Source organism: Staphylococcus sp. NWU MKU2 (assembly GCF_033283605.1).
Taxonomy (GTDB): domain Bacteria; phylum Bacillota; class Bacilli; order Staphylococcales; family Staphylococcaceae; genus Staphylococcus; species Staphylococcus haemolyticus.
The window spans coordinates 349,837-375,482 of sequence record NZ_JAVSMH010000002.1 but is presented as its reverse complement, the minus strand read 5'-3'; the positions used below and the strand labels follow the sequence as shown (position 1 = coordinate 375,482).

Below are 25,646 nucleotides of genomic sequence, written 5' to 3'. Positions count from 1 at the left end.
TGTGAATTAAGTCTGATTAATTTAAGACTTAAAATATAAATGTTTATTTATGTATAGTAATTTTGTGTAACAAACAACCTGCTACTATTCAATAGTAACAGGTTGTTAAAGCGCTTTCAATATTTATTCATTCTAAACACTACGTGATCCCATTTTCTTTATTAATTTAATAAAAAGACTTTGAGCATTGGGTTCATCAAGTTCATCAATTAACTTAAGCGCCTTAGCTAAATATTTATCACTAATTGCTTTTGATTCTTTGATACTATAAGAATTTCTAATCTGTTCAATTAGAGGTTTAAACTCTTGAGATTCAGATTGATGATTTAGTGCAGCAATTTTTTTCTTAAATGACGTATCTTTTTTCATTTCAAGTAAAACTGGTAACGTTATATGTCCATTCATTAAATCACTACCAACTGGTTTGCCAAGTTTTTTTTCAGTGCTAGTGAAATCCAAAATATCATCTACTATTTGGAAACTCATACCAATATAATGACCTATCATTTTAAGTTTTCGAATGGTTTCATCATTAGCTTCTGAAGTAATTGCTCCTACTTCAGTTGCTAGCTGAATTAATAATGCTGTTTTTCTATTGATACGTCTCAGATAGTTAGTAATACTTTGTTCGCTATTAAATTGATCTTGAAATTGGAATAACTCACCAAGTCCTACATTTACAATTGAATTTGAAATTATGTGATGAATTCGATTGCCACGAATTTCAGATAAATGTTCCAGTCCTAATGCTAGTAGAAAGTTTCCAGTTAGTATTGCAGTAGTAACATCCCATTTTTTTACTATGGTTAATCGTCCACGTCGTTTGTCACTCTTATCTATAACATCATCATGAACGAGCGTTGCCATATGAATTAACTCTAATGCAACTGCGACGCGATACGTGTCTTCTGTTTTCTTTTGTGGACCGAATTGACTACTTAATATAACAAATGCAGGTCTAACTCTTTTGCCTCCTGAAGAAAGCAAGTGTGATGAGGCTTCACGTAATATTGGATCATTGCTTTCAATAGCTTTTTGAAGGCGTTTTTCTACATTTTTTATCTCGCTATTCATGTTTAACTTTGCCACGTTAATCACCTTTTATTTAGTCGAACTTTTTTGTTTATAGCCTAGATGCATTGCAGCAACGCCACCTGTAAAGCTACGGATTTTAATTTTATTAAAGCCAGCTTGTTCAAACAATTGTTTTAACTTATCCTTATCTGGAAAATCGAACGTAGATTGTTGTAACCATTCATATTCTTCTTTTGATTTGGCAAATAATTTACCAAATACTGGCATTACAAATTTAAAGTACAATTTATAAACTTGTTTAAACACAGGCATTGTTGGTTGACTTGTTTCCAGACAAACAATCATTCCACCTGGCTTTAAGACTCTGTTCATTTCTTTTAATGCAACTAAATAATCAGGTACGTTACGTAGACCGAAACCAATAGTTACATAATCAAATGAATTATCTTCAAACGGTAAATTCATTGCATCGCCATGTACTAAATGAATATTGTTCATGTGTTTAGTTTTTTCTTTACCAACTTCTAACATGTTTTCACTAAAGTCTAAACCTGTCACCTCACCATGAGCACCAACTGCTTTACTTAAGGCTATTGTCCAATCAGCGGTACCACAACAAACATCAAGTGCTTTACTACCAACTTTAACGTGCATATCTTTCATTACATGTTTACGCCATACTTTGTGTTGTTCGAAACTAATTATGTTATTTAAACGATCATATTTACTTGAAATATTTTGAAAGACTGTATGAACTTGTTCTTTTTTTGCATTATTTTCAGTCATTAATATTACCTCTACTTTTCTCTATATAACTTTGATTGATATCTTTTAAAAACTGATGTACATCAGCGGCTTGATACATTTTAAGGTAAGGTGGATAGTAATCATCAACCTCAGGAATTAATTTTTGATACAAATTTAAAGGGGTTACTTGTTCTTTACTGAAATGAGACAAAGTTATATTAGGGAAGATTGTTTCTATTTCAATAATTGCATCATAGATATCTTCAGTTTCTATTACTTGATGATGTAATGATGATTTTAATTCATTAGATTTAACGATTGCTTTACTCATTGCTAATTGAAAAGTTGGATCATTTATTTCAGCTAACAACGTATAAAAATGAGCACTTAGCAAATCACCAATCAAAATAGATTTCTTTGACTTTTGATTTTGAGTAATTTCATCAAGGTGTTTCATTGAAGTATCGATAGTGAGGCAAGCAAGTTTAGCATTCTCAGGAATATCATAACAATCTAATAATTCACCCAATCTAGAGTTTATGTTAATAGCTTCATAGTCATGAATTCCCTTAAGCTTTTGATTAATTTGTCTATTTAATTTGCTTATAGTTCTTTCCATGTTCACACCTCACGTTATTATCACTATACATCTTAACATTATATGAATAAAAATAAAATATAGTGACTTAACGTTACAATTACTTTATTTATTGAATTGAAAAGCTATTAAGGAATAACAACTTTCATAATATAGTAATAAATTATATGCATTAATTCTCTATAATGATTTATGTATAAAAAAAAGCCCTTTATAGGGCTTTTAAGTAAATTATTTAACAGCATCTTTTAATGCTTTACCAGCTTTAAATGCTGGAACTTTACTTGCAGGAATTTCAATTTCTTTACCTGTTTGAGGGTTACGTCCTTTACGTGCAGCACGTTCACGAACCTCAAAGTTTCCGAAACCAATTAATTGAACTTTTTCACCTTTAGAAAGTGATTGTTGGATTGATTCGAAAACAGCATCTACAGCTGAACCAGCTTCTTTTTTAGTTAAATCAGCTTGTTCTGCAACTGCATTAATTAAATCAGTTTTATTCATTACGAGTTCACCTCCAGATGAATGATAATGATATCTTTATATCATTATGCTATGACTTTAACACAACAATTAATGTTACCGCAATAATTTATGCACTTAAAACACTGAAATATCAGTATTTTATGTACAAATCTGCGAAAAATTTTTGATAATGAGTAATATTACACTTTATTCAGATTTTTTATCTCTTCCCATTAAATCTTTAACACTGTCTTTAACCGGATTATCTTCGAATAAAACCTTGTAAAGTGCATTAGTTATAGGCATATCAACATTTTGTTGTTTAGCTAAATGGTATACAGAATTAGTAGTATAAATTCCTTCTACTACCATATTCATTTCATTTAAAGCTTCATCCATCGTTTGGCCTTGTCCTAATTTAAATCCTAAAGTGTAATTACGTGAATGCGTTGATGTACAAGTAACAATTAGATCTCCAATACCACCAAGACCTAAAAATGTCATTGGATCAGCACCTAATTTTTCACCTAATCTGCTTATTTCAGCTAAACCTCGTGTCATTAAAGCAGCTTTAGCATTATCACCATAGCCCATGCCGGCTACAATACCACTCGCAACTGCAATGATATTTTTTAATGCTCCTCCTAGTTCAACACCGACTAAATCATTATTAGTGTATACACGTAAATAATCATTCATAAATAAATCTTGAATCAGTTTGCTAACTTTTTCATCTTTTGATGATGCGGCGACTGTAGTTGGTTGTTTAATCACTACTTCTTCTGCGTGACTAGGACCTGATAAAACACCGATACCACCATTGTGTTCTTCTGAAATTGAATCTTCAATCATTTCTGAAACACGTTTGAATGTATCATTTTCTATTCCTTTTGCAACATGTATAAAAGTTTTCTTAGTATCAATTAAATTATCAATTTCACTTGTAACTTCGCGCATTGCTTTAGTTGGTAGAGCCATTAAATATATATCAGTAAAATTCACGGCTTCTTTAATATCACTGGTTGCTTTAATACTACTATTTAAAACGACATCTTTTAGATAGCGTTTATTTTGATGGTGATCATTTAATTCTTTCACACTATCTTCATTTTTTCCCCACATTAAAACAGTATATCCATTTTCAGCTAATACATTAGCTAATGCAGTACCAAAACTTCCCATACCAAAAACAGTAATTTTAGTCATAGTTTTATCTCCTTCTTAGTTTCTTCTTCTTGGAATGATGTGAATAGGTGTTCCTTCAAAACCAAATGCATGACGGATTTGATTTTCAAGGTAACGTTTGTAAGAAAAATGCATTAGTTCGACATCATTAACGAATACAACAAATGTTGGAGGCTCGATAGCTACTTGTGTAGTATAGAATACATTTAAACGACGGCCTTTATCTGTTGGCGTAGGATTCATAGATATGGCGTCAGTGACAACTTCATTTAAAGTAGAACTTTGAACACGTTTTTTATGGTTTTCGCTTGCTTCATTAATATATGGGAATAACGTGCGTAAACGAGTGCCTTCCTTAGCAGAAACAAAAGCAATTTGAGCATAATCTAAAAATTGGAACTGATTTCTGACATCATCAGCAAATTTCTTCATTGTGTTACTATCTTTGTCAACTGTGTCCCATTTATTCACTACAATGACAACTGCTTTACCTTCTTCGTGAGCATATCCTGCAACACGTTTATCTTGCTCGATTATACCTTCCTCAGCATCGATTACAATCAAGACTACATTAGAACGTTCAATTGCTTTAAGTGCACGTAGTACTGAATATTTTTCAGTTGATTCATACACTTTCCCTTTTTTACGCATACCTGCTGTATCTATTAAAACATAATCTTGTCCATCATAACTGTATTCAGTATCAACAGCATCTCTAGTAGTTCCTGCAACGTTTGATACAATAACGCGTTCTTCACCAAGAATTGCATTTACTAAACTAGATTTTCCTACATTAGGACGACCGATTATCGATAGTCTTATAGTATCTTCATCATATGGATCTTCAGTTTCATCATTAAAGTGTTTAACTACCTCATCTAATAAATCCCCTAAACCTAAGCCGTGTGATCCTGATATTGGATATGGATCTCCAAAACCTAATGAGTAAAAGTCAAAAATGTCATTTCTCATTTCAGGGTTATCTACTTTATTAACGGCCAATACAACAGGCTTTTTAGATTTATATAGCATCTGTGCAACCATTTCATCACTTTGGGTTAAACCTTCTCGAACATTCACCATAAAGATAATGACATCTGCTTCATCAATTGCGATTTCAGCTTGTGCTCTTATTTGGGTTTGAAATGGAGCATCTCCTATTTCTATTCCACCAGTATCAATAATATTAAATTCATGTGTTAACCATTCGCCTGATGAATAAATTCTATCACGTGTAACACCAGGTGTGTCTTCGACAATTGAAACACGTTCACCTACTACTCTATTAAATATTGTAGATTTCCCTACATTAGGCCTACCTACAATAGCTACAATAGGTTTCGTCATAAGCTAACTTCCTCTCTTTCTAAAATCTCTATAATTTTATCATATGACCTACTTATTTCAAACAAAGTATGTAAGTTAAGCAAAAATATGGTTTTTAAAACAATAAATCTCGCTACATTTCATAATTTAATTACCATTATGATCCATTAAATTGTGAGAAAATGAAAATTCCCAATTAAAGTCTTAAACTTTAATTGGGAATGAGTTTGTATGATAACTTGAGATTAAAATTTTAAGTCTTTAAATTTATCGCCAAAGACATCACCTAATGTTGGGTTGTCTTCATTTGAATCATTACTTAAGTATGATTGAGTTGTAGCATCATCGCTCTCAACAACGTCTTCTTTAGGTAATGTAGCTTTAATTGAAAGTGAGATACGTTCATTTTCTTCATCTATACCTAAAATTTTAACATTAACTTGTTGTCCTGGCTCAAGTTTTTCACCTGGTGTGCCAATATGTTCATGAGCAATTTCTGAAATATGCACTAAACCTTGAACACCTGGAGCAATTTCAACGAAAGCACCGAAGTTAGCTAAACGCACAACTTTACCTTCAATAACATCATCTTCATGAAATTGTCCTTTAATGCTTTCAAATGGTGTAGGTAACGTATCTTTGATAGAAAGTGAAATACGTTCAGCATCTTTTTCTACAGACTTAACTTTTACATCTACCTCTTGACCTACAGAAACTACATCTTCTGTAGAATCAACATGTTCATGAGATAATTCAGAAACGTGGACTAAGCCATCTACGCCACCGATATCAACAAAAGCACCAAAGTTAGTTAGACGAGCGACTTTACCTTTAATAACATCACCAGTATTAAGTGATTCTAATAAAGAAGCTTTTTTCACATCATTTTCAGCTTGCTCTACTGCTTTACGGCTTAAAATGACTCTATTATTTTCAGGATCTAATTCTTCTACTTTAATGCGAATAGTTTGTCCATCGAATACAGAGAAATCTTCAATGAAATCAGTTGAAATTAGTGAAGCTGGTACAAAACCGCGTTGACCTACATCTACAACCAGGCCACCTTTAACTACTTCTGTAACTTTAGCCTCAATTATTTCGTCATTATCAAGTTTTTCTTGTAAATATTCATATGATTTTTCAGTTTCAAGTTGACGTTTTGAAAGAATATACGCACCTGAGTCATTTTCTTCATCAACTTCGATTTTAGTAACATATGCTTCAATTTCATCACCTTGTTTAACTACCTCACTTGGGTTCTCAATATGATGAGTTGAAAGTTGGCTAATTGGAATGATTCCATTGAATTTGCCACCATTAATATGAACTACGACTTGTTTGTCTTCAACTTGTTGAACCTCACCAGTGACTTTGTCACCTTCTTTAATATCATTAATCATTGATTCATTGAATTCTTCAGTCATCTTGTTTGCCTCCTTATACACTACATACATATAACATCTTATAAACCAGTAGAATTGTCAAGAAATTCCCCTTTAGTTTCATAAGTTCTTAAAAAAATTATCAATTATTAAAATTATAAAATGAAAATTTAACTGATTTGTAACTTTTGAAAATTTATAATTTTTATACGAACTAAATATATGTTATACGATTAAAAAAGTGCTTAATAGTTACCACTTTTAATTATATAGAATAAAAATAGCTATTTAAAATAATTCGCACTTTAAACTTAGTTAAGTACGAATCACTCTAAATAGCTGTCATTATTTATCTAAATATTGTTAACCAAAGTCATTATTTCTTCAGTTACTTCTTCAATCGTTTTACCAGTTGTATCCACTGTAACGGCGTCATCAGCTTTTTTTAAAGGTGAAATGTCCCGATTCATATCGTAATGATCTCTTTCTTCTATTTCTTTTTTTAATTGCGATAGTGTTGATGGGATACCTCTTTGTTCATTTTCTTTTTGACGTCTTTCAGCTCTTTCTTCAACTGAAGCGATCATGAACACTTTTAATTCTGCATCTGGTAATACTACTGTGCCAATATCTCGGCCATCCATAACAATTCCTTTTTTAGCTGCTAGATCTTTCTGCTTTTCAACTGCAAATGTTCTAACAGGTTCTTTAGAAGCAACATAAGATACATTTTGAGTTACATCATTTTCTCTTAAAAAATCAGTGACGTCTTGATTATCTAATAAAATTCGTTGTCCTTTACTTTTGTCATAGGTTAATTCCAACGTCGTTTGATTAACGAGTGTTTTAAAATCCTCTGGGTTATCATTTTGAAGATATTTATAAGTAATCGCACGGTACATTGCACCTGTATCAACGTAAATCATAGACAATTTACTAGCTACTTGTCGTGCAATAGTACTTTTACCTGCAGCTGCAGGACCATCCAAGGCAATATTTATTAAGTCCATATTATTTATCCTTCCTTGTTGTTTTATTTGTATTATTTTATCATAAATATGTAAATTAAAAATAGGAGGAACGAAATGAAAAGATTATTAGTTATACATACTGGTGGCACAATAAGCATGTCCCAAAACCAATTTAGTCAAGTAGTAACAAATGATGTGAATCCAATATCTCTTCATAGAGATATTATTGGCCAATACGCTAATGTTGATGAAATTCATCCATTTAACATTCCGTCTCCTCATATAACGATTCAAAATGTCGAGAAGTTGAGAAATATAATTATTGAAGCTAATGAGACAGATAAATATGATGGTTTTGTAGTTACACATGGTACTGATACTCTTGAAGAGACTGCATACCTTTTAGATTTATTAATAGACATTAGATGTCCTGTTGTTATAACTGGTGCAATGAGATCTTCCAATGAAATTGGTTCCGATGGATTATATAATTTCATTTCATCAATTCGTGTAGCCTCTTCTAGTGATGCAAATGACAAAGGCGTTATGGTCGTATTCAATGATGAAATACATACTGCTAGAAATGTAACGAAGACGCATACTTCTAACATCAATACCTTCCAAAGTCCAAATCAAGGACCATTAGGAATATTAACTAAAGATAATGTTCAATTCTATAATCAACCTTATAAACAACAGTCATTTAAAATAATAAATCATCAGTTGAAAGTACCATTGATAAAAGCTTATATGGGCATGGAAAGTGACATATTTAATTTTTATGCCCAACAAAACGTAGATGGTATCGTCATTGAAGCTTTAGGCCAAGGAAATTTACCTCCAAGTTGCTTGAAAGGAGTCCAATCTTGTTTAAATAATAATATACCTATTGTATTAGTTTCTAGATCATTTAATGGGATTGTAAGTCCAGTATATGCCTATGAAGGTGGAGGCTTTCAATTAGCGAATAAAGGTTTAATATTTTCAAATGGATTAAATGGTCCTAAAGCAAGACTTAAGTTACTAATTGGCCTAAGTAATCAACTCAATATTGTAGAATTAAAAAATTATTTTGAAAAGCAAAATTAATTACAAGATTTTAGAAAAATAATGTGATTTAATTTGGTTTGCTTGAGAAGTTACTACTTAATAATCTTTTGGTATTATATTAATTTATCTTCATAAGGATGATAAGAGCTGAGAAGACACTAATGTTGCGTCGTTCTCAGCTCTTATCAACTATACTGCTGTTTTATACTTCTGTCCTTAACTTTCAAGTGGTGTTTGCTTTTTACTTAAAATACTCTGAGTAATAATCCCGCCATGATATTTACCATTTTCAATAAAGATTGCATTATTATCATTACCTGCAGCAATTACGCCAGCAATATAGCAATTCTCAACATTTGTCTCAAAAGTTTCTTTGTTATGAACTGGAGCAGTTCCATATTCATTTGTATTAATTTCAATTCCAATAGATTCTAAGAAGTCGTAATCAGGGTGATACCCTATCATTGCAAATACATGATCATTAGGTATCTCTGTAACTTTACCGTTCTTTTCATAAATCACGCTATTCTCTGTTATTTCAGTAACGTTCGCATTGAACTCCATAGTGATTTTTTCATGATTAACTAACGATTCAAAATTTGGCAATATCCATGGTTTAATGGCAGCTGAATATCGATTACCTCTGTAAAGTACAGTTACATTTGCACCAGCTTTTTCTAATTCTAATGCAGCGTCAACAGCAGAATTTTTACCACCTATGACAGTAACATCTAAATTAAAAAACGGGTGTGCTTCTTTAAAATAATGTTGTACTTTAGGAAGTTCTGCCCCTTTAACCTCTAACTTATTATGTTGACCATAATAACCGGTTGCAACAGTTAAAAATTTACACTCATAAACATCTTTAGTAGTTGTTATAGTGAATTTATTGTCAATTTTTTTAACAGTGAGTACTTCTTCAAATGCATGAACATTTAACTGATGATGTTTAACAACTTCTCTATAATATACTAGTGCTTGATTGCGTCGAGGTTTACTTTCTTCGACGATAAAAGGAATATCACCGATACTTAATTTATCACTAGATGAGAAAAATGTTTGGTGTGTTGGATATTTATATATAGCATCTACAACATTCCCTTTTTCGATGACTAATGTATCAATACCCTTTCTTTTTTGTTCAATAGCAGCACTTAAACCGCATGGGCCTCCGCCGATAATAATACTTTCTATGCTTTGCATGTCATTGGCCTCCTTTAATCACCCATATATTATAGCAGTTGTTTCGCTATTTCTAAATAGAATAGCACTCACAATATTTATATAAAATTAAAATTATATGTGCATTGAAACAAAAAAAGACTGAAACAATTTTGTTTCAGTCTCTTATGAATGATAACTAAGTTATTGTGGGATTATTAATTTTTGACCATTAGAAATGTTATTACTTGATAAGCCATTAGCTTGTTTAAGTTTATTTACATTTTCAACAGTACCTTCTCCGTAGTATTGAATAGCGATACGGTATAAGTTTTCATTACCTGATACTACGTGAGTTTGTTGTCCTGAATTAGAACTATTTGATTGATTATTATTGCTGTTACTTTGACTGCTACTGTTTGAAGTAGCTTGAGAGTTACCATTGTTATTGTCACTATTTGAGTTACTAGCATTATTATCTGATGATGAACTGTTATCAGATGAGTTTGATGAAGTACTATTATCTGAAGTGCTACTATTATCATCACTTGAATTACTAGATGATTCATTGTCTGTTGTAGCTTTGTCATTTGAGTCGTCATCATTAGTTGCTTTGTCTTTATCTTTGTCACTGCTTGCTTTGTCTTTGTCGCTATCATTACTAGCTTTGTCTTTACTATCTTTGTTGTTATCTTTGTTAGCAGTTTGTTCTGTTTTGTTATCTGCTTGGTTGCTGTCTTTTTTATCGTTGTTTAAATACATTCCAATAAAGATAGCAAGTGCCGCTAGAATAAGTAATAAAGCGATAAGTGGAAGTAAAATACCAGCTAGACCACGTTTCTTTTTACCATTGTGAGCTTGGAATCCATCATTACCATCGTCATGTTTATGATTTCTATGATCGTCTTGATGATCTCTGTTATGGCTATGATTATCTTTATGGTTTTGATTATTATTTTTATGGTCTTTTTTATGTTTTGCAGCTGCTACTCCAGCTGCGCCAGCCGCACCAGCCGCACCGGCACCAACTGCTGCTTTTTTACCTTTATTACCTTTTTTTGGTTCTTCTTTAGAATGGTTATCTTTGGTGTCACGATGGTCGTCATGAAGGTCTTTATCATGTTTTCTGTTTTGATCATATTTATTATCGTTATTTAAATCATGATTATCTTTATGTTCGTTGTATTTTGAGTCATGATGTGTATCTTTTTTATGTTTGTCTTTTGCAGCTTTAGCACCAGCAGCTCCAGCGACTCCGGCACCTCCAGCTATTGCAGCGTCTTTGCCATGTCGAGACTTTTTGTTTTGTTGATCTTTAAGATTTCGATTATCTTGACGTTCATCGATACTTTCTTCATGATTACGACGATGACGATCATCATCATTCAAACTATCATTATCATAGTCTTTATCATGTTTTCTATTTGATGCTTCATGACGATTATTTCTACGTGAAGCATCATCATTAAAGTCTCTATCAAAAGAACGTTTGTCATCCTTATGTATTGGCTCGTTATCTAGATGCTCTTCTTGCTGATTGTGTTGTAACTCATTGAAAGAGTCTTCATCGTGTCGATCATCAAGTGAACCATTAGCATTTGAATCAGAATTTTGATTATCAAATTTTCTGTTTTTATTAGTAGCTTGGTTACGTCTTCTTTGACGTCTTTGTGCGTTTCTAGGTGGGAATTGTTGGTCTGATTGATTATCAAAATCATTGCACTCATTTGAATTTTCATCAAACTCGTTTGTATTATCTTCGAATTGATCATCAGAATTAATAGACTGACGATTTTTTTCGAAATCATCTCTAAAATTATTTTTAGACACGGTCATCATCCTCTCTTAAATAATTATTTAAATATCACATACCATATACCCCACAAAGCGTGAAATATGTATAGTATTTAAATATTTCTTGAAAAACTTTAAGTATTATAATTATATCCTCTTAAAATAAATTTAGTAAAGAAAAGCAACTATACTTTAAATAAATATTTTAACTTTTCAGTATAACTTAATTTTCTTTTAACTTTTTTTCTATTGGTAACTTTTATAGGCATCAAATTAGAATCTATATCACAACATTGTTGAGGTTGAGTTGGATTATCACCAAAAAATTCTAATAAATAACGACGTCTACATTGATCTAGGGATGTATAACCAATCATTCTTTGATAACCTAATTTTTTTCGAATTAATGAATTGTTAAAAATTGTTTTGAGTACGTTGGATGAATATCTTTGACTCAATATGGTTAGTATTTCTTGCTTTTGAGGAGGTAAAAAAGCTCCTATATCAAAAGCATCGATGTCTTCAGTAGTTATCACATCACTAAACAATAATGTCTCTAATATATAGCTATCGTCTGGCTGATATAGACTAATCGCTTGGCTTTGCAAATTATCTCTCCCGGCTCTACCAATTTCTTGTAAGTAATTTGAAGGACTTGTTGATAAATGAAAATGGATGACTGTTCTAATGTCTTTTTTATTAACACCCATGCCAAAAGCACTAGTAGCCACGATAACGGGTATAAAGTTCTCCATAAATTGATTTTGTACAGTATGTCGTTCTTGATAAGACAAATCACCATGATAAATACCGGTTAAATAACCGTGGTGGTATATCATATTGGCTAATTCTAGACAGACCTTTTTAGATGAAACATAAATAATAGTTGGACCAGATTGCTCTAAAAAGTTTAACAGCCACTTAATTTTATCACCATCATTTTCAAAATTGAGGTGAGTAAAAGATATATTCTCTCGATTCATAGAAGTCTTAATTACATTTAATTTTCTAGATAAGATAAGATTTAAATCATTTTCTAAATGAGGTGGTGCTGTAGCTGTTAAAGCCAGTATCGATGCATTTTTATAATGAGATGTTATCTCCCCTATTAATGCATAATGAGGACGGAAATCATAACCCCATTCAGATAGACAATGAGCCTCATCAAGTACAATTAATCCGAAGTCAATATTCCTAATTAATTTAAAGTTTTGTGTTTGTAAAATAAATTCCGGACTTAAAAAAACAAAGCGACTTTTGTGTAATGAATTTATGTTTTGTTGTTTTTCATTTTCATCCATGCCTGAATGAATAGAAGTAACAAATTTCTCACCTTGAGCTTTCAATTGCATCACTTGGTCATCCATAAGAGAAATTAAGGGAGATATTATTAATGTTGGCTTTCCTTTCATATAGGTTGGCATTTGGTAACATAAGCTTTTACCACTCCCCGTAGGAAGAATACCTAGAGTATCTTTCTTACTAACTACACTTTCGATTATTTCTTTTTGACCAGGATTAAATGATGAGAATCCGAACCATTCTTTCAATTTTTCTTCAAGCACTCAATTCACCTCTTTCAATACCGACTATTAACAATTTAATTTGAAAATAAGATAATTGATCAAATTCTTCTTTATAAAATTTTAATTTATGTCCTCTGTTTTGATCATAGAATGCTATAAATTCACTTGTTTGTGGTCCATTAACAAAGGTTTGATATTCTAAAAAATATCCTTTTATAAATAATTCAAGAACGTGATCTTCGATTGTGTTAATTTTAACATTTTGGGTCACTGCAACCTCATCCATAGAAAGTCCTTTGAGTAATTGATGATACGTAATTGTCGTTTTATTTAACAAATTCGGTAGTATGATTGTTTGAGTTAATATAGGAAATTGTTTATCGTTTTCTAATGCAAACATCATTTGCACTAAATTATTGAGTTCAAGTACAAATAACTTAGTTACAGGTATATCTTCTATTAACGAAACCTGCTGTCGCGTATACATAGGTTCTTCATAACCTTGTAGGTAATAATGGATTAAACAGTTGTTACTACATTTTTCATCAATAAAATGAAAGAGTTGCTCGATTTCTTTTTCAAAATCATCAACTAAATTTTGTTCCAGTATTTTTGAATAGATTTGTTTTACTCTACTTTGAACAGTTATTTGTTGTGTAATTGGTATAAAGTTTAAGTGGTTGTTTTTAAAATGAGTTATAGTTTGGATTAGTAATTGAATACAACTAAAAGTTTGTATCATACTATCGTATGTATATCTTGGATGAATTGTAATGTCAGTATTTTGATTATCATAGGTATCTAAAAATCGCTCAAAAGACGGATATTTTAATTTAGGTAAACTATGATATAATGATAAAAGTTGTTGGGAACATGCATCAAAAAATGTTTGATGTGATTTTTTTCCATTCAAAATATTATAAATACTTTTGTTGGTTTTATAATCGAATGAATGATTTGATGCATATGTAATAATTGAATGCATTAATGAATCCTCACTTTATATAACTAATAGAATAGTAGATAAATTAATCGAAGTGTTATTTAACATTTGTTATACTAGTGTAGCATTTTTATCAAAGGAGGCGAAGAATTTGGCAAAATATACAATCGTTGATATGGATACATGTATTGCTTGTGGAGCATGTGGTGCTGCTGCACCTGACATTTACGATTATGACGACGAAGGTATTGCTTTCGTAATCCTTGATGATAATCAAGGTACTGCAGAAGTACCAGAAGAATTATACGAAGATATGGAAGATGCACTTGAAGGTTGTCCGACTGATTCAATTAAGATTGAAGAAGAACCATTTGATGGTGATGCTCTTAAATTTGAATAGTCACATATTATGAGTGAATTAATAATGAAACCTCCTAATGTTGAATAATGAGTTCAACATTAGGAGGTTTTTTATGATAATACGCGTTTTAATCTTCTGTATAAAAGCGCAAATATAATTGAAATCACGATACCTTTTATAATATTGAAAGGTATAACACCTGATAAAATGATAATTTTTAGATTGTTAAAGACATCACCTAAATTAAAAATCATTCCATATAGTGGAAGTAAAACAAAGTAATTCAGTATACTAAGTACGATAGTCATCACTATAGTACCTATAGCTAGCCCCATAACCAATGAACGTGGTGTATCTCCTTGACGGCCCTGACGCTTAGTTACATAATAAGCGGATAACAAGAAACTAACACCTGCTAAAAAATTGGCAACTGGACCAACAGGATCTCCCATATTGAATAAAAAATTAAGTATATTTTTGATAAGTGCTACTAAAATACCAGCAACGGGACCTAAAAGAAATGTTGCTAATAAAGTTGGAACATCACTAAAGTCTAATGTTAAGTATGGTGGTAAAAAAGGTAGCGGAAATTTAATGAATGTTAAAATAAACGCTATGGCACTTAACATGCTAATAGTGATAAGACGTTTGTTTTGTTGCATATTTAATTTTCTCCTTCCATTCATCTTACATAGAATAGGAGATAATTTTGCACAACAAAAAAACCTCCATCTTCTCTCATCCAGACTATACTGTCGGCTTCAGATTTCCACTGAATCAGCCACTTCAAAGAAGCGGGTCGCAGGCTTAATTTACTGCCGGTTGGGAATTGCACCCTACCCCGAAGATGAATTATATAATTGATTAATTTAATTTTTATATTACCTTATGTGAAAGCATTGCGCAATAATGGTGCTTAGACTTATTTAAAAAAGAGAAATGGGAGTGGGACAGAATTCTTTTTAAATTCGTCGTCCCACTCCCAACTTGCTTTGCTTGTAGAATTTCTTAGTGAAATTCTCTTTGTTGGGGCCCCGCCCGCAAGGATGAATAGAACTGAAAAAAGCTTGATTTAAGCGCATTTTCAGTTCAGTCAGCTACTGCGAATTTGCAAAATAGCATCATCATATTATTTATGTCCCAGGCTCTTGCTCTTAGATAAAATAAATATATTAATAGGCATATTAATTTTTAGGCTTTGGTAACTTAATTATGAATGTTGTACCTTTGTTTACTTCACTTTCAACTTTAATAGTACCACCATGTTCTTCGATTATCATTTTACATATAAATAGTCCTAAACCAGTTCCCTGTTTACCTCTAGTTCTTGAAGCCTCTACTTTATAAAATCTGTCGAATACGAGTTCAAGATGCTCTGGAGATATGCCACTCCCAGTATCTTTAATGTACAACGTTTGATAGGAATCATCCGTAGTTGTTGTAATTGATATTGAATCACCTGGTTGAGTATAACGTGTGGCATTGTCAATTAAATTTGTTAGAACTTGGTCTATGCGATCGGCATCGTATTCCCACAATTCATCACCGATGTTTGGTTCTAATGACATATTTAATTCTAAATCCTCAGCCTGTTGTCTATATTTCATTTGCATTTTAGATAGTAAAGGTTTAATAGGTTGTTTTTCTTTATTAACAGTTAAACCCTCTGCATCCATGCGAGCCACATTTAATAATTCATTTACTAATCGATTTAAACGTTTCGTTTCATCTAATACAATTGATAAAGAATCTCGAATTTCTTCTGGTTCAGTGACAATACCATCTACAATTGATTCAGTATAACCTTGTAATAACGAAATAGGTGTACGTAATTCATGTGAAACATTGGCAATGAAATCTTTCTTCATCTGATCTAAATTATGTTCATTAGTCATATCTCTTATAATGACTACAATTCCACTACGGCCATCTTGTTGAATTCTCTCTACATAACTCATGATTATGACGTAATATTTGTTGTTAATCTCATATTCTTGGAATTCGGTGTCTTTTGAAACAATTGTAGTTTCAATTTGCTTTTCAATTTCTTTATATACAGTTTTGTCTATTGATTTGATAATATCGTCAGCCATTTTATTTGAAAGAATAACTTCCCTCTTATCATTTAAACCCAATACACCTTCAATCATAGAATTAATCAAACTATCTCTTATATTTTTTTGAGTTGAAAGTGCCTCTATATTCTCTTGTATTTCAGAACTCATATTATTAAACGTATGTGATAATTCGCCTATCTCATCTTTAGTTGAAACACTTGTCTGTTTTGAATAATCACCTTTAGAAATATTAATAGCTTGAGTTCTAAGTTGTCGTAAAGGTTTAGTAATTCTATTTGATAAAAAGAATGCAAATATTGTTGAAACAGCGATAAATATAATGGCGGTGATTAAAATGATAATGGTAATTGCATTATTAGTATCTTCAATAGACTTTAAATCTTGATAAATGAATACTGCACTATATTTTGAATTTGCATTTTCTTGCGCTTTCATAGGATAGCCTAACAAAATATAGGAATGGGAATTACCGTTGTTACTTATTGTTATATTTTGAGTGGTAGACTTTCCTTGAGAGAAGACGCGTTGGAATTGCGAATTCTTGTGTATCTCTTCAAGCATTTTGTCTTTAGTATTGCTATTTGAACTTTTAATACTTGAAGACTTATTAGCCATTATAATAACGCCACCTGATCCATCTATTAATTGTTGGCTGTGTTCTATGGCTAAAGTTTTATTATCAGCTTGTTCAACTAAGTGGCTGATTCTAGACGCATCTTCTCTTATAGCATTTTCAGTTTGCTGTGTGTAGTAGTATTGTATAAAAGTAATTAATGCCGCACTTAATAAAATTAAAACTGTCGTTACTATGAAAAGTATAGTTAACCACAGTTTTATTACCACACTATTTAGTCGGTTCGTCATTAGACTTTACCTCGAATTTGTAACCAACACCCCAAACAGTTTGAATCATATGTGCAGCATCTTCTGATACACGATTTAGTTTCTCACGCAGGCGTTTAACATGAGTGTCTACTGTTCTTAAATCACCATAAAATTCATAATGCCATACTTCTTTTAAAAGTTGTTCACGATCAAACACTTTATTAGGCGTCTTAGCTAAATAAATAAGTAATTCGTACTCTTTTGGAGTTAAATTAACTTGTTGGTTATCTGCTAATACTCGATGCGCATCATTATCAATAATTAAATGATTAAATTCAATAACATCTCTTGCATGAGGTTCACTTTGTTCAGGTTTAGAAGATTGCGTTCTACGTAATAATGCTTTTACTCTTAGAACAACCTCTCTTGGTGAGAATGGTTTGACGATATAATCATCTGCGCCAGACTCAAATCCTTCTACCCTATTTGTTTCTTCGCCTTTAGCTGTAAGCATAATAATAGGCGTGTCTTTATGTTCACGTAACTTAGATGCTACTTCAATACCATCCATTTCTGGTAACATCAAGTCTAAAAGTATGCACGCATAGTCATTTTCAATAGCAAGATTATAAGCTTCTTTGCCATTACTTGCTTCATGAATCGTAAACGATTCTCTCTCTAGGTATAGTTTTAATAATCTTCTGATTCTATCCTCATCGTCTACAATTAATATTTCATTTGTCATTATGTTTATACCTCCTACACATGCTCAATTCACTCATTATTATAGCATACAGCATGATTGAAAGCTTTACTTTAAAGTTAACTTTGTGAAAAAAATAGCAAGAGAAATTAATATCATTTAATTTCTCTTGCTATTGTAAAATTTACTTCATTTATTTTCCATTTTCTGCCATATGTCTTAGTACTTTAACTTCATGAGGTGTCAGTACTCTGCCCTCACCTGCATTTAATCCTTTAAGATTCAAGTTGCCGAACTCAATTCTTGTTAATTTATCAACTTGATGTCCAAAATGCTCGAACATACGACGAACTTGTCGATTTCGTCCTTCACTAATAGTGATTTCTACAAGTGTAATATTTTTATCTTTATCTTGCTTTTTTACTTTGACTTGAGCTGGTTGAGTAAAACCATCTTCAAGTTCAATCCCATTTTCTAAAGCTTTAACTTCTTCTCTCATGAGGTAACCTTTTAATTTAGCCACATATTTTTTTTGAATATGATATCTTGGGTGAGTCATTAAGTTTGTAAATTCGCCATCATTAGTAAGTAACAATAATCCTGATGTATCATAATCTAATCTACCAACAGGATAAATTCTTGTCTCTAAATCTTTAAAGTAGTCAGTAACCACAGTTCGTCCTCTATCGTCAGACACACTTGTTATAACTTGAGTTGGTTTATAGAACAAAATATACATTTTGTCTTCTTGTTCAATTTTAATCCCTTCAACCTCAACTGTATCAGAACTTTTTACTTTAGTACCTAATTCAGTTACGGTTTGCCCGTTAACTTTAACTTTGCCTTCGGTAATTAAAGTTTCAGCTTTTCTGCGTGATGTGTATCCACTATTAGCAATTCGTTTTTGAAGCCTTTCTAATTCTTTACTCATTTTGTATCTCCTTTTTGATTTACTAAATTACTAAAGAAATCTTCCATTTCTTCTTCATCTTCTTCAGTTGTTGGTAAATCTTCAATTTTTTCTATTCCAAATACATTTAAAAACAAATCCGTTGTTTGTAAAGCATGACTACGAGAATTTTCTACATCTTTAGCTTCAATTAATCCACGTGCAATTAATGTTCTAACTGCTCCATCAGAATTAATTCCTCTAATTAATTCTATGTCACTACGACTCAATGGCTGATTATATGCAATAATTGATAATGTTTCCATTGCAGCTTGAGATAACTTCATATTAGATTTTTGTTCAATTAATTGTTCAATATAAGGTGAAGCTTCTTTTTTTGAAGTTAAAATATATGTTGAACCAAATTTTTGAATTATCAAACCACTAGAGGTGTATGATGAAATTAATTCAGATAATTTAGCTTGATTAATATCGAGAATTTCTAATAATTGCTTTTCGTCAAGCCCTTCATCCCCAGCTGTGTATAGTAATGCTTCTATGATTCCGTGTTTATCCAATATTAAAATTCACTCCTCTAATGATACGTATATCATCAAAACTTCTAACTTGTTCTATGTTGATTACTCCTGATTTAGACATCTCCAATATAGCTAAAAAGTGAGTAACCACCTGTTCTATTGGTTCGCTAAAAGTAAATAAACTGAAGAAGTTAAAAGATGTATGATGCTTTAATTGTGTCGTTACCTTTTCAGTGGCTTGTTGAATAGTGAAACTTTCTTTAATTATTTCAACTGTCTTAGGCTTACTAAGAGCTAATCTGCTTTTAACACGTTGATAAGCAACAATTAAATCCGTTAAATCTAAGGTTTGGCTCTCATCCCATGTGACGTTTTTCTCAAGATGGGATAAGTCAGTTGGGTGTTTAGTAAAATAGTGCTCTCGCTCTTCTTTTTTCTCAGTTAACAATTGTGTGTATTCTTTATAATTTTGATATTCAATTAATCGACCTACCAAATCTTCACGTGGATCTTCTTCAAGGTTATCGTCTACATCATGTTGAGGGAGTAATAATTTACTTTTTATCATTAATAGCTCTGAAGCCATAACTAAATATTCACTAGCTACATTAATTTCTAGTTGCTTCATAGCGTGGACATATTGCATATATTGCTCTGTTAATGATTTCATTGGTATATCATAAATATCAATTTCATATTTTTGAATTAAGTGGAGTAGCAAATCTAATGGGCCATTAAAGGCATCTAATTTTACTTCATACATATTAATCGTCCTCATATTGAATCTCTATCGTGCATAATTTACTAAAATATTATAGCATGAATAATACAAACATTAAATTAAGGATGAGATGTATTGGACAAAGCCCTAATCGATTTTTATTATTATTTTCACAATCACCAACATTATTTCTTATGTCATGATATTTTGGAAGAAGCATGGAAATCAAATATAAATTTTTCTAAAAAGGATGGCATAGTGAGTTTAATTTTATTTTCAACTGCTATGTACCATTATAGAAGAGGTAATACAAAAGGTGCACTTGTAACTTTGAAAAAGTCATTGGGCACTTTTGAAAAAGCAAATGATAAAACGTTGTTGCAACTTAATGAGCAAGATTATAAAACATTAATTTTAAATCAAATTAAATCCATTGAAGATTCAAAATCTTTTAAACCTGTATACATACCGGTAAATAATATTTTTGAAAAACAGATTATTAATACTTATCCAGATTACAAATTTACAACACATTCAACTCAAGATGAATATATAGTTAATCATCATAAAAAACGAGATAGAAGTGATGTAATCATTGCAAGACATCAAGCGATGATTGAAAAACAAAATATTAGGAGTGGAAAGGATTTAAAATAAAATGTAGAGTAGCTCGACTTACATTAATTATAAAATATCTTTTTGGAAACTTTTATGAAAGTACTCTTAATCCACTCCCAATTTAAGAGTATTTATTTGTGGTCTAGGCTCTCGGATGAAATTGGTTATACATCTGTCTGATTTGAGTTTTAGAAACATGTGTATATAACTGAGTAGTAGAAATATCAGAATGACCTAACATCTCCTGAACTGCTCGTAAATCTGCGCCATTTTCTAATAAATGTGTAGCAAACGAGTGTCTTAATGTGTGTGGGGTCAAAGTTTTAGTAATATTCGCTCTTAAACCATATTGTTTAATTAGCTTCCATATACCTTGACGTGTCAAAGGTCGACCATGCAAATTCAAAAACAGTACATTCGTTACCGTTTTTTTAAGTAATTGAGGTCTAACAGTATTGATATAAGTATCTAAATATTCAATGACAGTGTCACCTAATGGAATGATTCTCTCTTTGTTCCCTTTACCGTAAACTTTAACAAATCCCATAATTAAGTTGACATCATCTATCTCGATTTGTATTAATTCAGTAACACGCATGCCTGTTGCATATAATAACTCTAAAATTGTACGATCGCGATACCCATTATTTTTAGTTAAATCCGGTGTTTCTAGTAACTGAATTACTTCTTCAACATCTAAAACATCTGGAAGTTTTTTCTCGTACTTAGGCGTTTCAATTAAAACGGTGGGATCTTTAGCAGCATATTTTTCGCGTAAAGCAAATTGATGAAAACTACGTATTGTTGAAATAAATCTTGCAATGGATTTTGCGGAAGCGCCTTGATCTATTAGAGAACCAAGGCATTCTTGTATTGTTTGTCTATCTATAAAATCAATATGAGCAATTTTTTGTTCTTGCATATATAATTGATATTTTTTCAAATCTCTGCGATAAGCGCCAATCGTATTTTCACTTAACCCTTTTTCAATTTGTATAAATTTTAAATATTCCTCGATAATTGTTTCCATGACAACACCTCTATTTGAATAAACTCAAATCATTTTTATGTAATAGTATTAAGAAAGACTAAGACAATGATTTAAAATTGTCCTAGCCTAATAGTTAATCTATTTTCCTTTAGCTTGGCATTCAGCGCAAACGCCGTGAAAAGTTAATCTGTGATCAAGAATTTTAAAGTTATATTCTGTTTCTACTCTTTCTTCAACTTGAGGTAATAAGTCTTCATGAATTTCATCAACTTTACCACATTCCATACACACTAAATGGTGATGGAAGTGTTTAGCGCCCTCTTTTCTTAAATCAAAGCGTGCAACACCATCACCAAAATTAATTTTGTCAACTACTTTTATTTCAGCTAAAAGTTCTAAAGTTCTATAAACAGTGGCGAGTCCAATTTCAGGTGCTTTGTCTTTCACTTTTAAATATACATCTTCCGCGCTTAGGTGATCCTTTTCATTTTCAATTAGAACTCGTACTGTGGCTTCTCTTTGTGGTGTTAATTTATATGAAGATTGTTGTAATTGTTGTTTAACTCGATTTAATCGTTCTTCCATGGGAGCGACACTCCTCTATCAATAATTATAATCATTTTAAATTGAAAATATTTCAATTACTAAATTACCAATATTTTCAATTAAATGCAAGAGATTTACAGCACTTAATTAGAATGATTATAATTTAATAATATATATTGTAAACCAATTATGGTTTTAGCATCTTCTATTTCATGATTATCAAGCAATGCTTTTATATCTGAAATCGGTACTTTATGCAATTCAACAAACTCATCTTCATCTAGGTTAAGTTGCCCTTCGCTTAGATTATTGCTGAAGTATATAGTGAGTTTTTCATTAGTGAATCCAGGACAACCATACATGTCTGTTATAAATTCTAAATTATTTGCCACATAACCTGTTTCTTCTTCTAATTCTCGTTTGGCAGCCTCTTCACGAACTTCATCTTGTTCTAATTTTCCAGCGGGTATTTCTAACAAAGCTTTTTCAACTGGTTTACGAAATTGCTTAACAAGTAATACTTCGTCATTAGGCGTTATTGCACAGATTGCCACTGCACCGTTATGGTAGACCAATTCTCTTCTAGATGTATTGCCATCAGGCAACTCCACATCATGAATTTCTAAATCTATAATTTTGCCATTATAAATTACTGTTCTATCAAACGTCTTTTCATTAAATTCCATTAAATTCACGTCCCTTTTAATTCATTATATAAATTGGTAAGATGAATGCGTTACCTAAAGTGTATCGAAAGGAGATTGGACATGCAAAAGAATATTTTAAAGAGTGGCATCGAAATTTCAGAATTAGGGTTAGGTTGTATGAGTTTAGGTACAGAGTATGATAATGCTGAACCTATCATTGAAAAAGCGATCGAAAGTGGTATCACTTATTTTGATACTGCTGATATTTATGATAGAGGGACTAATGAAGAAATTGTGGGCAATGCTTTAAAAAAATATCAAAATCGTGATGATATTGTAATTGGAACAAAAGTTGGAAATCGCCCTACTGAAGATGGAGGTACAACATGGGACCCTTCTAAGAAATATATTAAAGAAAGTGTAAAGGGATCGTTAAAACGATTAGGACTAGATCATATAGATCTATATCAATTGCATGGTGGTACAATAGATGATCCATTGGACGAAACGATTAGTGCATTTAATGAATTAAAGCAAGAAGGTATCATTAAGGCATATGGTATTTCTTCAATACGCCCAAATGTTATTGATTATTATTTAAAACATAGTGAAATCGAGACAATTATGTCGCAATTTAATTTAATTGATAATCGTCCAGAACAATTATTGAATGACATCCATGCGAAAGGCGTTAAAGTATTAGCACGCGGACCCGTATTTAAAGGTTTGTTAACTTCCAATAGTATTGATGCTTTAGATCATAAATTTAGTGAGGGCATATTTGATTATACACATCATGATTTAGGAGAAACTATTGCTTCTGTTAAAGAAATAGAAAGTAATCTTAGTGCGTTATCTTTTGAATATTTAAAATCTCATGATGCACTTGGCGCAATTATCGTTGGCGCTAGTTCGCCACAACAATTAGAAGAAAACGTTAATAATTACAATAAAAAAGTAAGTCTTGATCAAGTGAAAGCAGCTCGAGAAAGAGTTAAGAACTTAGAATATACTCAACATTTAAAATAGATAACATGCTTAATTAATTTTTAAATAATGACTTAGGTGTTAAGGACAATAAATTAAAAACTTGTCCTTAACACCTTTTTGTTTCAATTTAAATTGATTTTATTTAATATTGCTTTAAATATCTATGTTTATCATGTTCACTTTCTTCTTTAATCACTACATTCATGATTTCCCCTCTTAATATTAGCTCATGAAATTTGAAATCTATAAATGATTGTTCGGCAGAATCTAATGAATCATAATAGTCTTGTCCTAATAAATCTGTAATAGTAAAAATTGATTGTGGTGATAATGTATTCACATTCTCAATACATTGTTTGACGTCTCGATTCACACAACATAACATACAATCACTCCTATTTACTGTTTGTTTTTAAATAAAAATGGAAAAAGCGATTCAAGAAATCTAGGACATAATTGATAAAATTTTAAAGCGGAGTGCATCCAATTAGGTTGATTGATTTCACATTTACCTCTAATAATACCGTCAATAATATCTTTAGCTAATAGTGTTGGATCTAACATCATTGCGTCATACTTGTGTGCATATGCGAGACTTGGGTCTGCTTTTTCGTGAAAAGGCGTTCGAACAGGTCCGGGATTAACTGACATGACATGGTAAGAGGGATGTTCTAAACGAAGTGCATTCAGAACTGCATTAAAAGCCGCTTTAGATGCACCATAATGAGCCGCATTTGCCTGTGTGATGAATGCTGCTTGACTCGAAATCCCTACAATACTCGCATAATTGGATAAATATGGGAGTAAAGCATGCAGTAATAAATTAAAACCGATGATATTAACTTCGTAAGTTTCTAACATTTCATTAGTGGAATGTTGACTTATCGATTTAAAATACGCAAGGCCAGCACTATAAATGATACCGTCAATTTGAGTATCGATAAATTGTGGTAACATGCTAATAGCATTTTTATCTTGCAAATCACAAGTTAGCATTTGTACTCTCTTTTCATATGGTTTGAAATTGATTTGTTTATACTTTTCTTTGTTCCTAGCAAGAATTGTAACATGAGCCCCTTTTTTGATAAGTTGCTTAGTGATTTCAAGCCCCAATCCACTAGTGCCTCCAGTAACGATATAATGTTTACCTAACATAGTAATACCCTCTTTAATTATGATTAAGATTATGATAACTTAAATCATTTCATACATAAAGTTATCTATTGTTATAAAAAGAAGTGCACATGGATCACCTGAGCTAAAGCTCATGTGTATAGTGGGAGTGGAACAGAATTTTAGTTAAATTCATTGTTCCACCCCCGCAAAGATGACTAGAGTTGAGAAAAGCTCAAATTAAGCGACTTCTCAACTCAGTCAGCTACTGCGAATTCGCAATTTAGTTCTCATAATATTATTTATTTTGACATTTATTGATCACCTGAGCTAAAGCTCATGTGTATAGTAGCACTAACTTTTATAAAAAGAAGTGCACAGGGATCACCTGAGCCAAAGCTCATGCGTATAGTAGCACTAACTTTTTAAAAAGAAGTGCACA

At 31.6% G+C, this 25,646-nt stretch carries 27 protein-coding genes and 1 riboswitch; of the genes, 4 read left to right on the top strand and 23 right to left on the bottom strand.

Annotation, left to right across the window (positions count from 1 at the left end):
- Nucleotides 1–132 precede the first annotated feature (132 nt).
- The 8 genes from SBL15_RS05290 to cmk all read right to left on the bottom strand — a co-directional run bounded on the left by SBL15_RS05290 (nucleotide 133) and on the right by cmk (nucleotide 7,748).
- On the bottom strand, nucleotides 133–1,089 hold the full coding sequence (locus SBL15_RS05290; RefSeq protein ID WP_107611556.1) for a polyprenyl synthetase family protein: 957 nt from the start codon (nucleotides 1,087–1,089) through the stop codon (nucleotides 133–135).
- A gap of 12 nt (nucleotides 1,090–1,101) precedes the next feature.
- Nucleotides 1,102–1,821: a demethylmenaquinone methyltransferase gene (locus SBL15_RS05285; protein WP_011275738.1), complete on the bottom strand. Its 720-nt coding sequence runs from the start codon at nucleotides 1,819–1,821 to the stop codon at nucleotides 1,102–1,104.
- Nucleotides 1,814–2,401, bottom strand: a complete 588-nt coding sequence (locus SBL15_RS05280; RefSeq protein WP_107611558.1) for a heptaprenyl diphosphate synthase component 1 — start codon at nucleotides 2,399–2,401, stop codon at nucleotides 1,814–1,816. The genes SBL15_RS05285 and SBL15_RS05280 overlap by 8 nt, the downstream gene beginning before the upstream one ends.
- 210 nt (nucleotides 2,402–2,611) lie before the next feature.
- On the bottom strand, nucleotides 2,612–2,884 hold the full coding sequence (locus SBL15_RS05275; protein WP_011275733.1) for an HU family DNA-binding protein: 273 nt from the start codon (nucleotides 2,882–2,884) through the stop codon (nucleotides 2,612–2,614).
- Nucleotides 2,885–3,052: 168 nt separating this feature from the next.
- Nucleotides 3,053–4,051: an NAD(P)H-dependent glycerol-3-phosphate dehydrogenase gene (locus SBL15_RS05270; RefSeq protein WP_317955362.1), complete on the bottom strand. Its 999-nt coding sequence runs from the start codon at nucleotides 4,049–4,051 to the stop codon at nucleotides 3,053–3,055.
- 15 nt (nucleotides 4,052–4,066) lie between these two features.
- Entirely contained in the window at nucleotides 4,067–5,377 is a 1,311-nt protein-coding gene (gene der, locus SBL15_RS05265) for a ribosome biogenesis GTPase Der (protein ID WP_107635982.1), read from the bottom strand.
- 224 nt (nucleotides 5,378–5,601) lie between these two features.
- Nucleotides 5,602–6,780, bottom strand: coding sequence for a 30S ribosomal protein S1 (gene rpsA / locus SBL15_RS05260; RefSeq protein ID WP_107611560.1), 1,179 nt, complete (start codon nucleotides 6,778–6,780; stop codon nucleotides 5,602–5,604).
- A 311-nt stretch (nucleotides 6,781–7,091) separates the two neighbouring features.
- A complete protein-coding gene (gene cmk / locus SBL15_RS05255) occupies nucleotides 7,092–7,748 on the bottom strand; it encodes a (d)CMP kinase (protein ID WP_107611561.1) in 657 nt (218 codons plus the stop codon).
- Nucleotides 7,749–7,823: 75 nt separating this feature from the next.
- Here cmk and SBL15_RS05250 point away from each other — a divergent pair, with 75 nt between their 5' ends.
- The gene (locus SBL15_RS05250) at nucleotides 7,824–8,798 is read left to right on the top strand and encodes an asparaginase (protein WP_107611562.1); all 975 of its coding nucleotides are present in this window, start codon (nucleotides 7,824–7,826) and stop codon (nucleotides 8,796–8,798) included.
- A gap of 177 nt (nucleotides 8,799–8,975) precedes the next feature.
- On the opposite strand, the gene ypdA is transcribed toward SBL15_RS05250, so the two are convergent.
- The 4 genes from ypdA to SBL15_RS05230 form a co-directional block, all read right to left on the bottom strand.
- Nucleotides 8,976–9,962 (bottom strand): bacillithiol disulfide reductase YpdA, encoded by a 987-nt coding sequence (gene ypdA / locus SBL15_RS05245; RefSeq protein WP_107611563.1) that lies wholly within the window; start codon nucleotides 9,960–9,962, stop codon nucleotides 8,976–8,978.
- Nucleotides 9,963–10,124: 162 nt separating this feature from the next.
- Nucleotides 10,125–11,756 (bottom strand): elastin-binding protein EbpS, encoded by a 1,632-nt coding sequence (ebpS, locus tag SBL15_RS05240; protein WP_317955358.1) that lies wholly within the window; start codon nucleotides 11,754–11,756, stop codon nucleotides 10,125–10,127.
- A gap of 143 nt (nucleotides 11,757–11,899) precedes the next feature.
- Nucleotides 11,900–13,279: a RecQ family ATP-dependent DNA helicase gene (locus SBL15_RS05235; protein WP_059747689.1), complete on the bottom strand. Its 1,380-nt coding sequence runs from the start codon at nucleotides 13,277–13,279 to the stop codon at nucleotides 11,900–11,902.
- Nucleotides 13,272–14,225, bottom strand: coding sequence for a helix-turn-helix domain-containing protein (locus SBL15_RS05230; protein ID WP_107611565.1), 954 nt, complete (start codon nucleotides 14,223–14,225; stop codon nucleotides 13,272–13,274). Before SBL15_RS05230 ends, SBL15_RS05235 begins: the two co-directional genes overlap by 8 nt.
- A gap of 109 nt (nucleotides 14,226–14,334) precedes the next feature.
- Here SBL15_RS05230 and SBL15_RS05225 point away from each other — a divergent pair, with 109 nt between their 5' ends.
- The gene (locus SBL15_RS05225) at nucleotides 14,335–14,583 is read left to right on the top strand and encodes a ferredoxin (RefSeq protein ID WP_002449743.1); all 249 of its coding nucleotides are present in this window, start codon (nucleotides 14,335–14,337) and stop codon (nucleotides 14,581–14,583) included.
- Between the two features lie 71 nt (nucleotides 14,584–14,654).
- Here SBL15_RS05225 and SBL15_RS05220 read toward each other — a convergent pair whose 3' ends face one another.
- The 6 genes from SBL15_RS05220 to SBL15_RS05195 form a co-directional block, all read right to left on the bottom strand.
- Complete coding sequence (locus tag SBL15_RS05220) at nucleotides 14,655–15,206, bottom strand: ECF transporter S component (protein WP_107611566.1); 552 nt, start codon at nucleotides 15,204–15,206, stop codon at nucleotides 14,655–14,657.
- A 64-nt stretch (nucleotides 15,207–15,270) separates the two neighbouring features.
- Nucleotides 15,271–15,397, bottom strand: a riboswitch (FMN riboswitch).
- Nucleotides 15,398–15,728: 331 nt separating this feature from the next.
- Nucleotides 15,729–17,486: an ATP-binding protein gene (locus tag SBL15_RS05215; RefSeq protein WP_142813145.1), complete on the bottom strand. Its 1,758-nt coding sequence runs from the start codon at nucleotides 17,484–17,486 to the stop codon at nucleotides 15,729–15,731.
- The gene (locus tag SBL15_RS05210; protein WP_107613395.1) at nucleotides 17,467–18,192 is read right to left on the bottom strand and encodes a response regulator; all 726 of its coding nucleotides are present in this window, start codon (nucleotides 18,190–18,192) and stop codon (nucleotides 17,467–17,469) included. Before SBL15_RS05210 ends, SBL15_RS05215 begins: the two co-directional genes overlap by 20 nt.
- Before the next feature lie 151 nt (nucleotides 18,193–18,343).
- Nucleotides 18,344–19,081, bottom strand: coding sequence for a pseudouridine synthase (locus tag SBL15_RS05205; protein WP_011275719.1), 738 nt, complete (start codon nucleotides 19,079–19,081; stop codon nucleotides 18,344–18,346).
- Nucleotides 19,078–19,617, bottom strand: a complete 540-nt coding sequence (gene scpB, locus SBL15_RS05200) for an SMC-Scp complex subunit ScpB (protein ID WP_107611570.1) — start codon at nucleotides 19,615–19,617, stop codon at nucleotides 19,078–19,080. The genes SBL15_RS05205 and scpB overlap by 4 nt, the downstream gene beginning before the upstream one ends.
- On the bottom strand, nucleotides 19,610–20,341 hold the full coding sequence (locus tag SBL15_RS05195; RefSeq protein ID WP_037537038.1) for a segregation and condensation protein A: 732 nt from the start codon (nucleotides 20,339–20,341) through the stop codon (nucleotides 19,610–19,612). Before SBL15_RS05195 ends, scpB begins: the two co-directional genes overlap by 8 nt.
- A 93-nt stretch (nucleotides 20,342–20,434) precedes the next feature.
- Between SBL15_RS05195 and SBL15_RS05190 the strand changes: the two genes are divergently transcribed.
- Entirely contained in the window at nucleotides 20,435–20,956 is a 522-nt protein-coding gene (locus SBL15_RS05190; RefSeq protein WP_317955356.1) for a DUF309 domain-containing protein, read from the top strand.
- Nucleotides 20,957–21,059: 103 nt separating this feature from the next.
- On the opposite strand, the gene xerD is transcribed toward SBL15_RS05190, so the two are convergent.
- From xerD to SBL15_RS05175, 3 genes are all read right to left on the bottom strand, one after another.
- Nucleotides 21,060–21,947 (bottom strand): site-specific tyrosine recombinase XerD, encoded by an 888-nt coding sequence (gene xerD / locus SBL15_RS05185; protein WP_107611572.1) that lies wholly within the window; start codon nucleotides 21,945–21,947, stop codon nucleotides 21,060–21,062.
- A gap of 99 nt (nucleotides 21,948–22,046) precedes the next feature.
- Complete coding sequence (locus SBL15_RS05180; RefSeq protein ID WP_011275714.1) at nucleotides 22,047–22,493, bottom strand: Fur family transcriptional regulator; 447 nt, start codon at nucleotides 22,491–22,493, stop codon at nucleotides 22,047–22,049.
- Nucleotides 22,494–22,597: 104 nt separating this feature from the next.
- On the bottom strand, nucleotides 22,598–23,140 hold the full coding sequence (locus tag SBL15_RS05175; RefSeq protein WP_107611573.1) for an NUDIX hydrolase: 543 nt from the start codon (nucleotides 23,138–23,140) through the stop codon (nucleotides 22,598–22,600).
- Between the two features lie 81 nt (nucleotides 23,141–23,221).
- Here SBL15_RS05175 and SBL15_RS05170 point away from each other — a divergent pair, with 81 nt between their 5' ends.
- On the top strand, nucleotides 23,222–24,130 hold the full coding sequence (locus SBL15_RS05170; protein ID WP_107613695.1) for an aldo/keto reductase: 909 nt from the start codon (nucleotides 23,222–23,224) through the stop codon (nucleotides 24,128–24,130).
- Nucleotides 24,131–24,233: 103 nt separating this feature from the next.
- Here the strand turns inward: SBL15_RS05170 and SBL15_RS05165 are convergent, their stop codons facing one another.
- Both SBL15_RS05165 and SBL15_RS05160 read right to left on the bottom strand, forming a co-directional pair.
- Complete coding sequence (locus SBL15_RS05165) at nucleotides 24,234–24,476, bottom strand: hypothetical protein (protein WP_037537033.1); 243 nt, start codon at nucleotides 24,474–24,476, stop codon at nucleotides 24,234–24,236.
- A 14-nt stretch (nucleotides 24,477–24,490) separates the two neighbouring features.
- Nucleotides 24,491–25,246, bottom strand: coding sequence for an SDR family NAD(P)-dependent oxidoreductase (locus SBL15_RS05160; RefSeq protein ID WP_317955354.1), 756 nt, complete (start codon nucleotides 25,244–25,246; stop codon nucleotides 24,491–24,493).
- Between the last annotated feature and the right edge of the window lie 400 nt (nucleotides 25,247–25,646).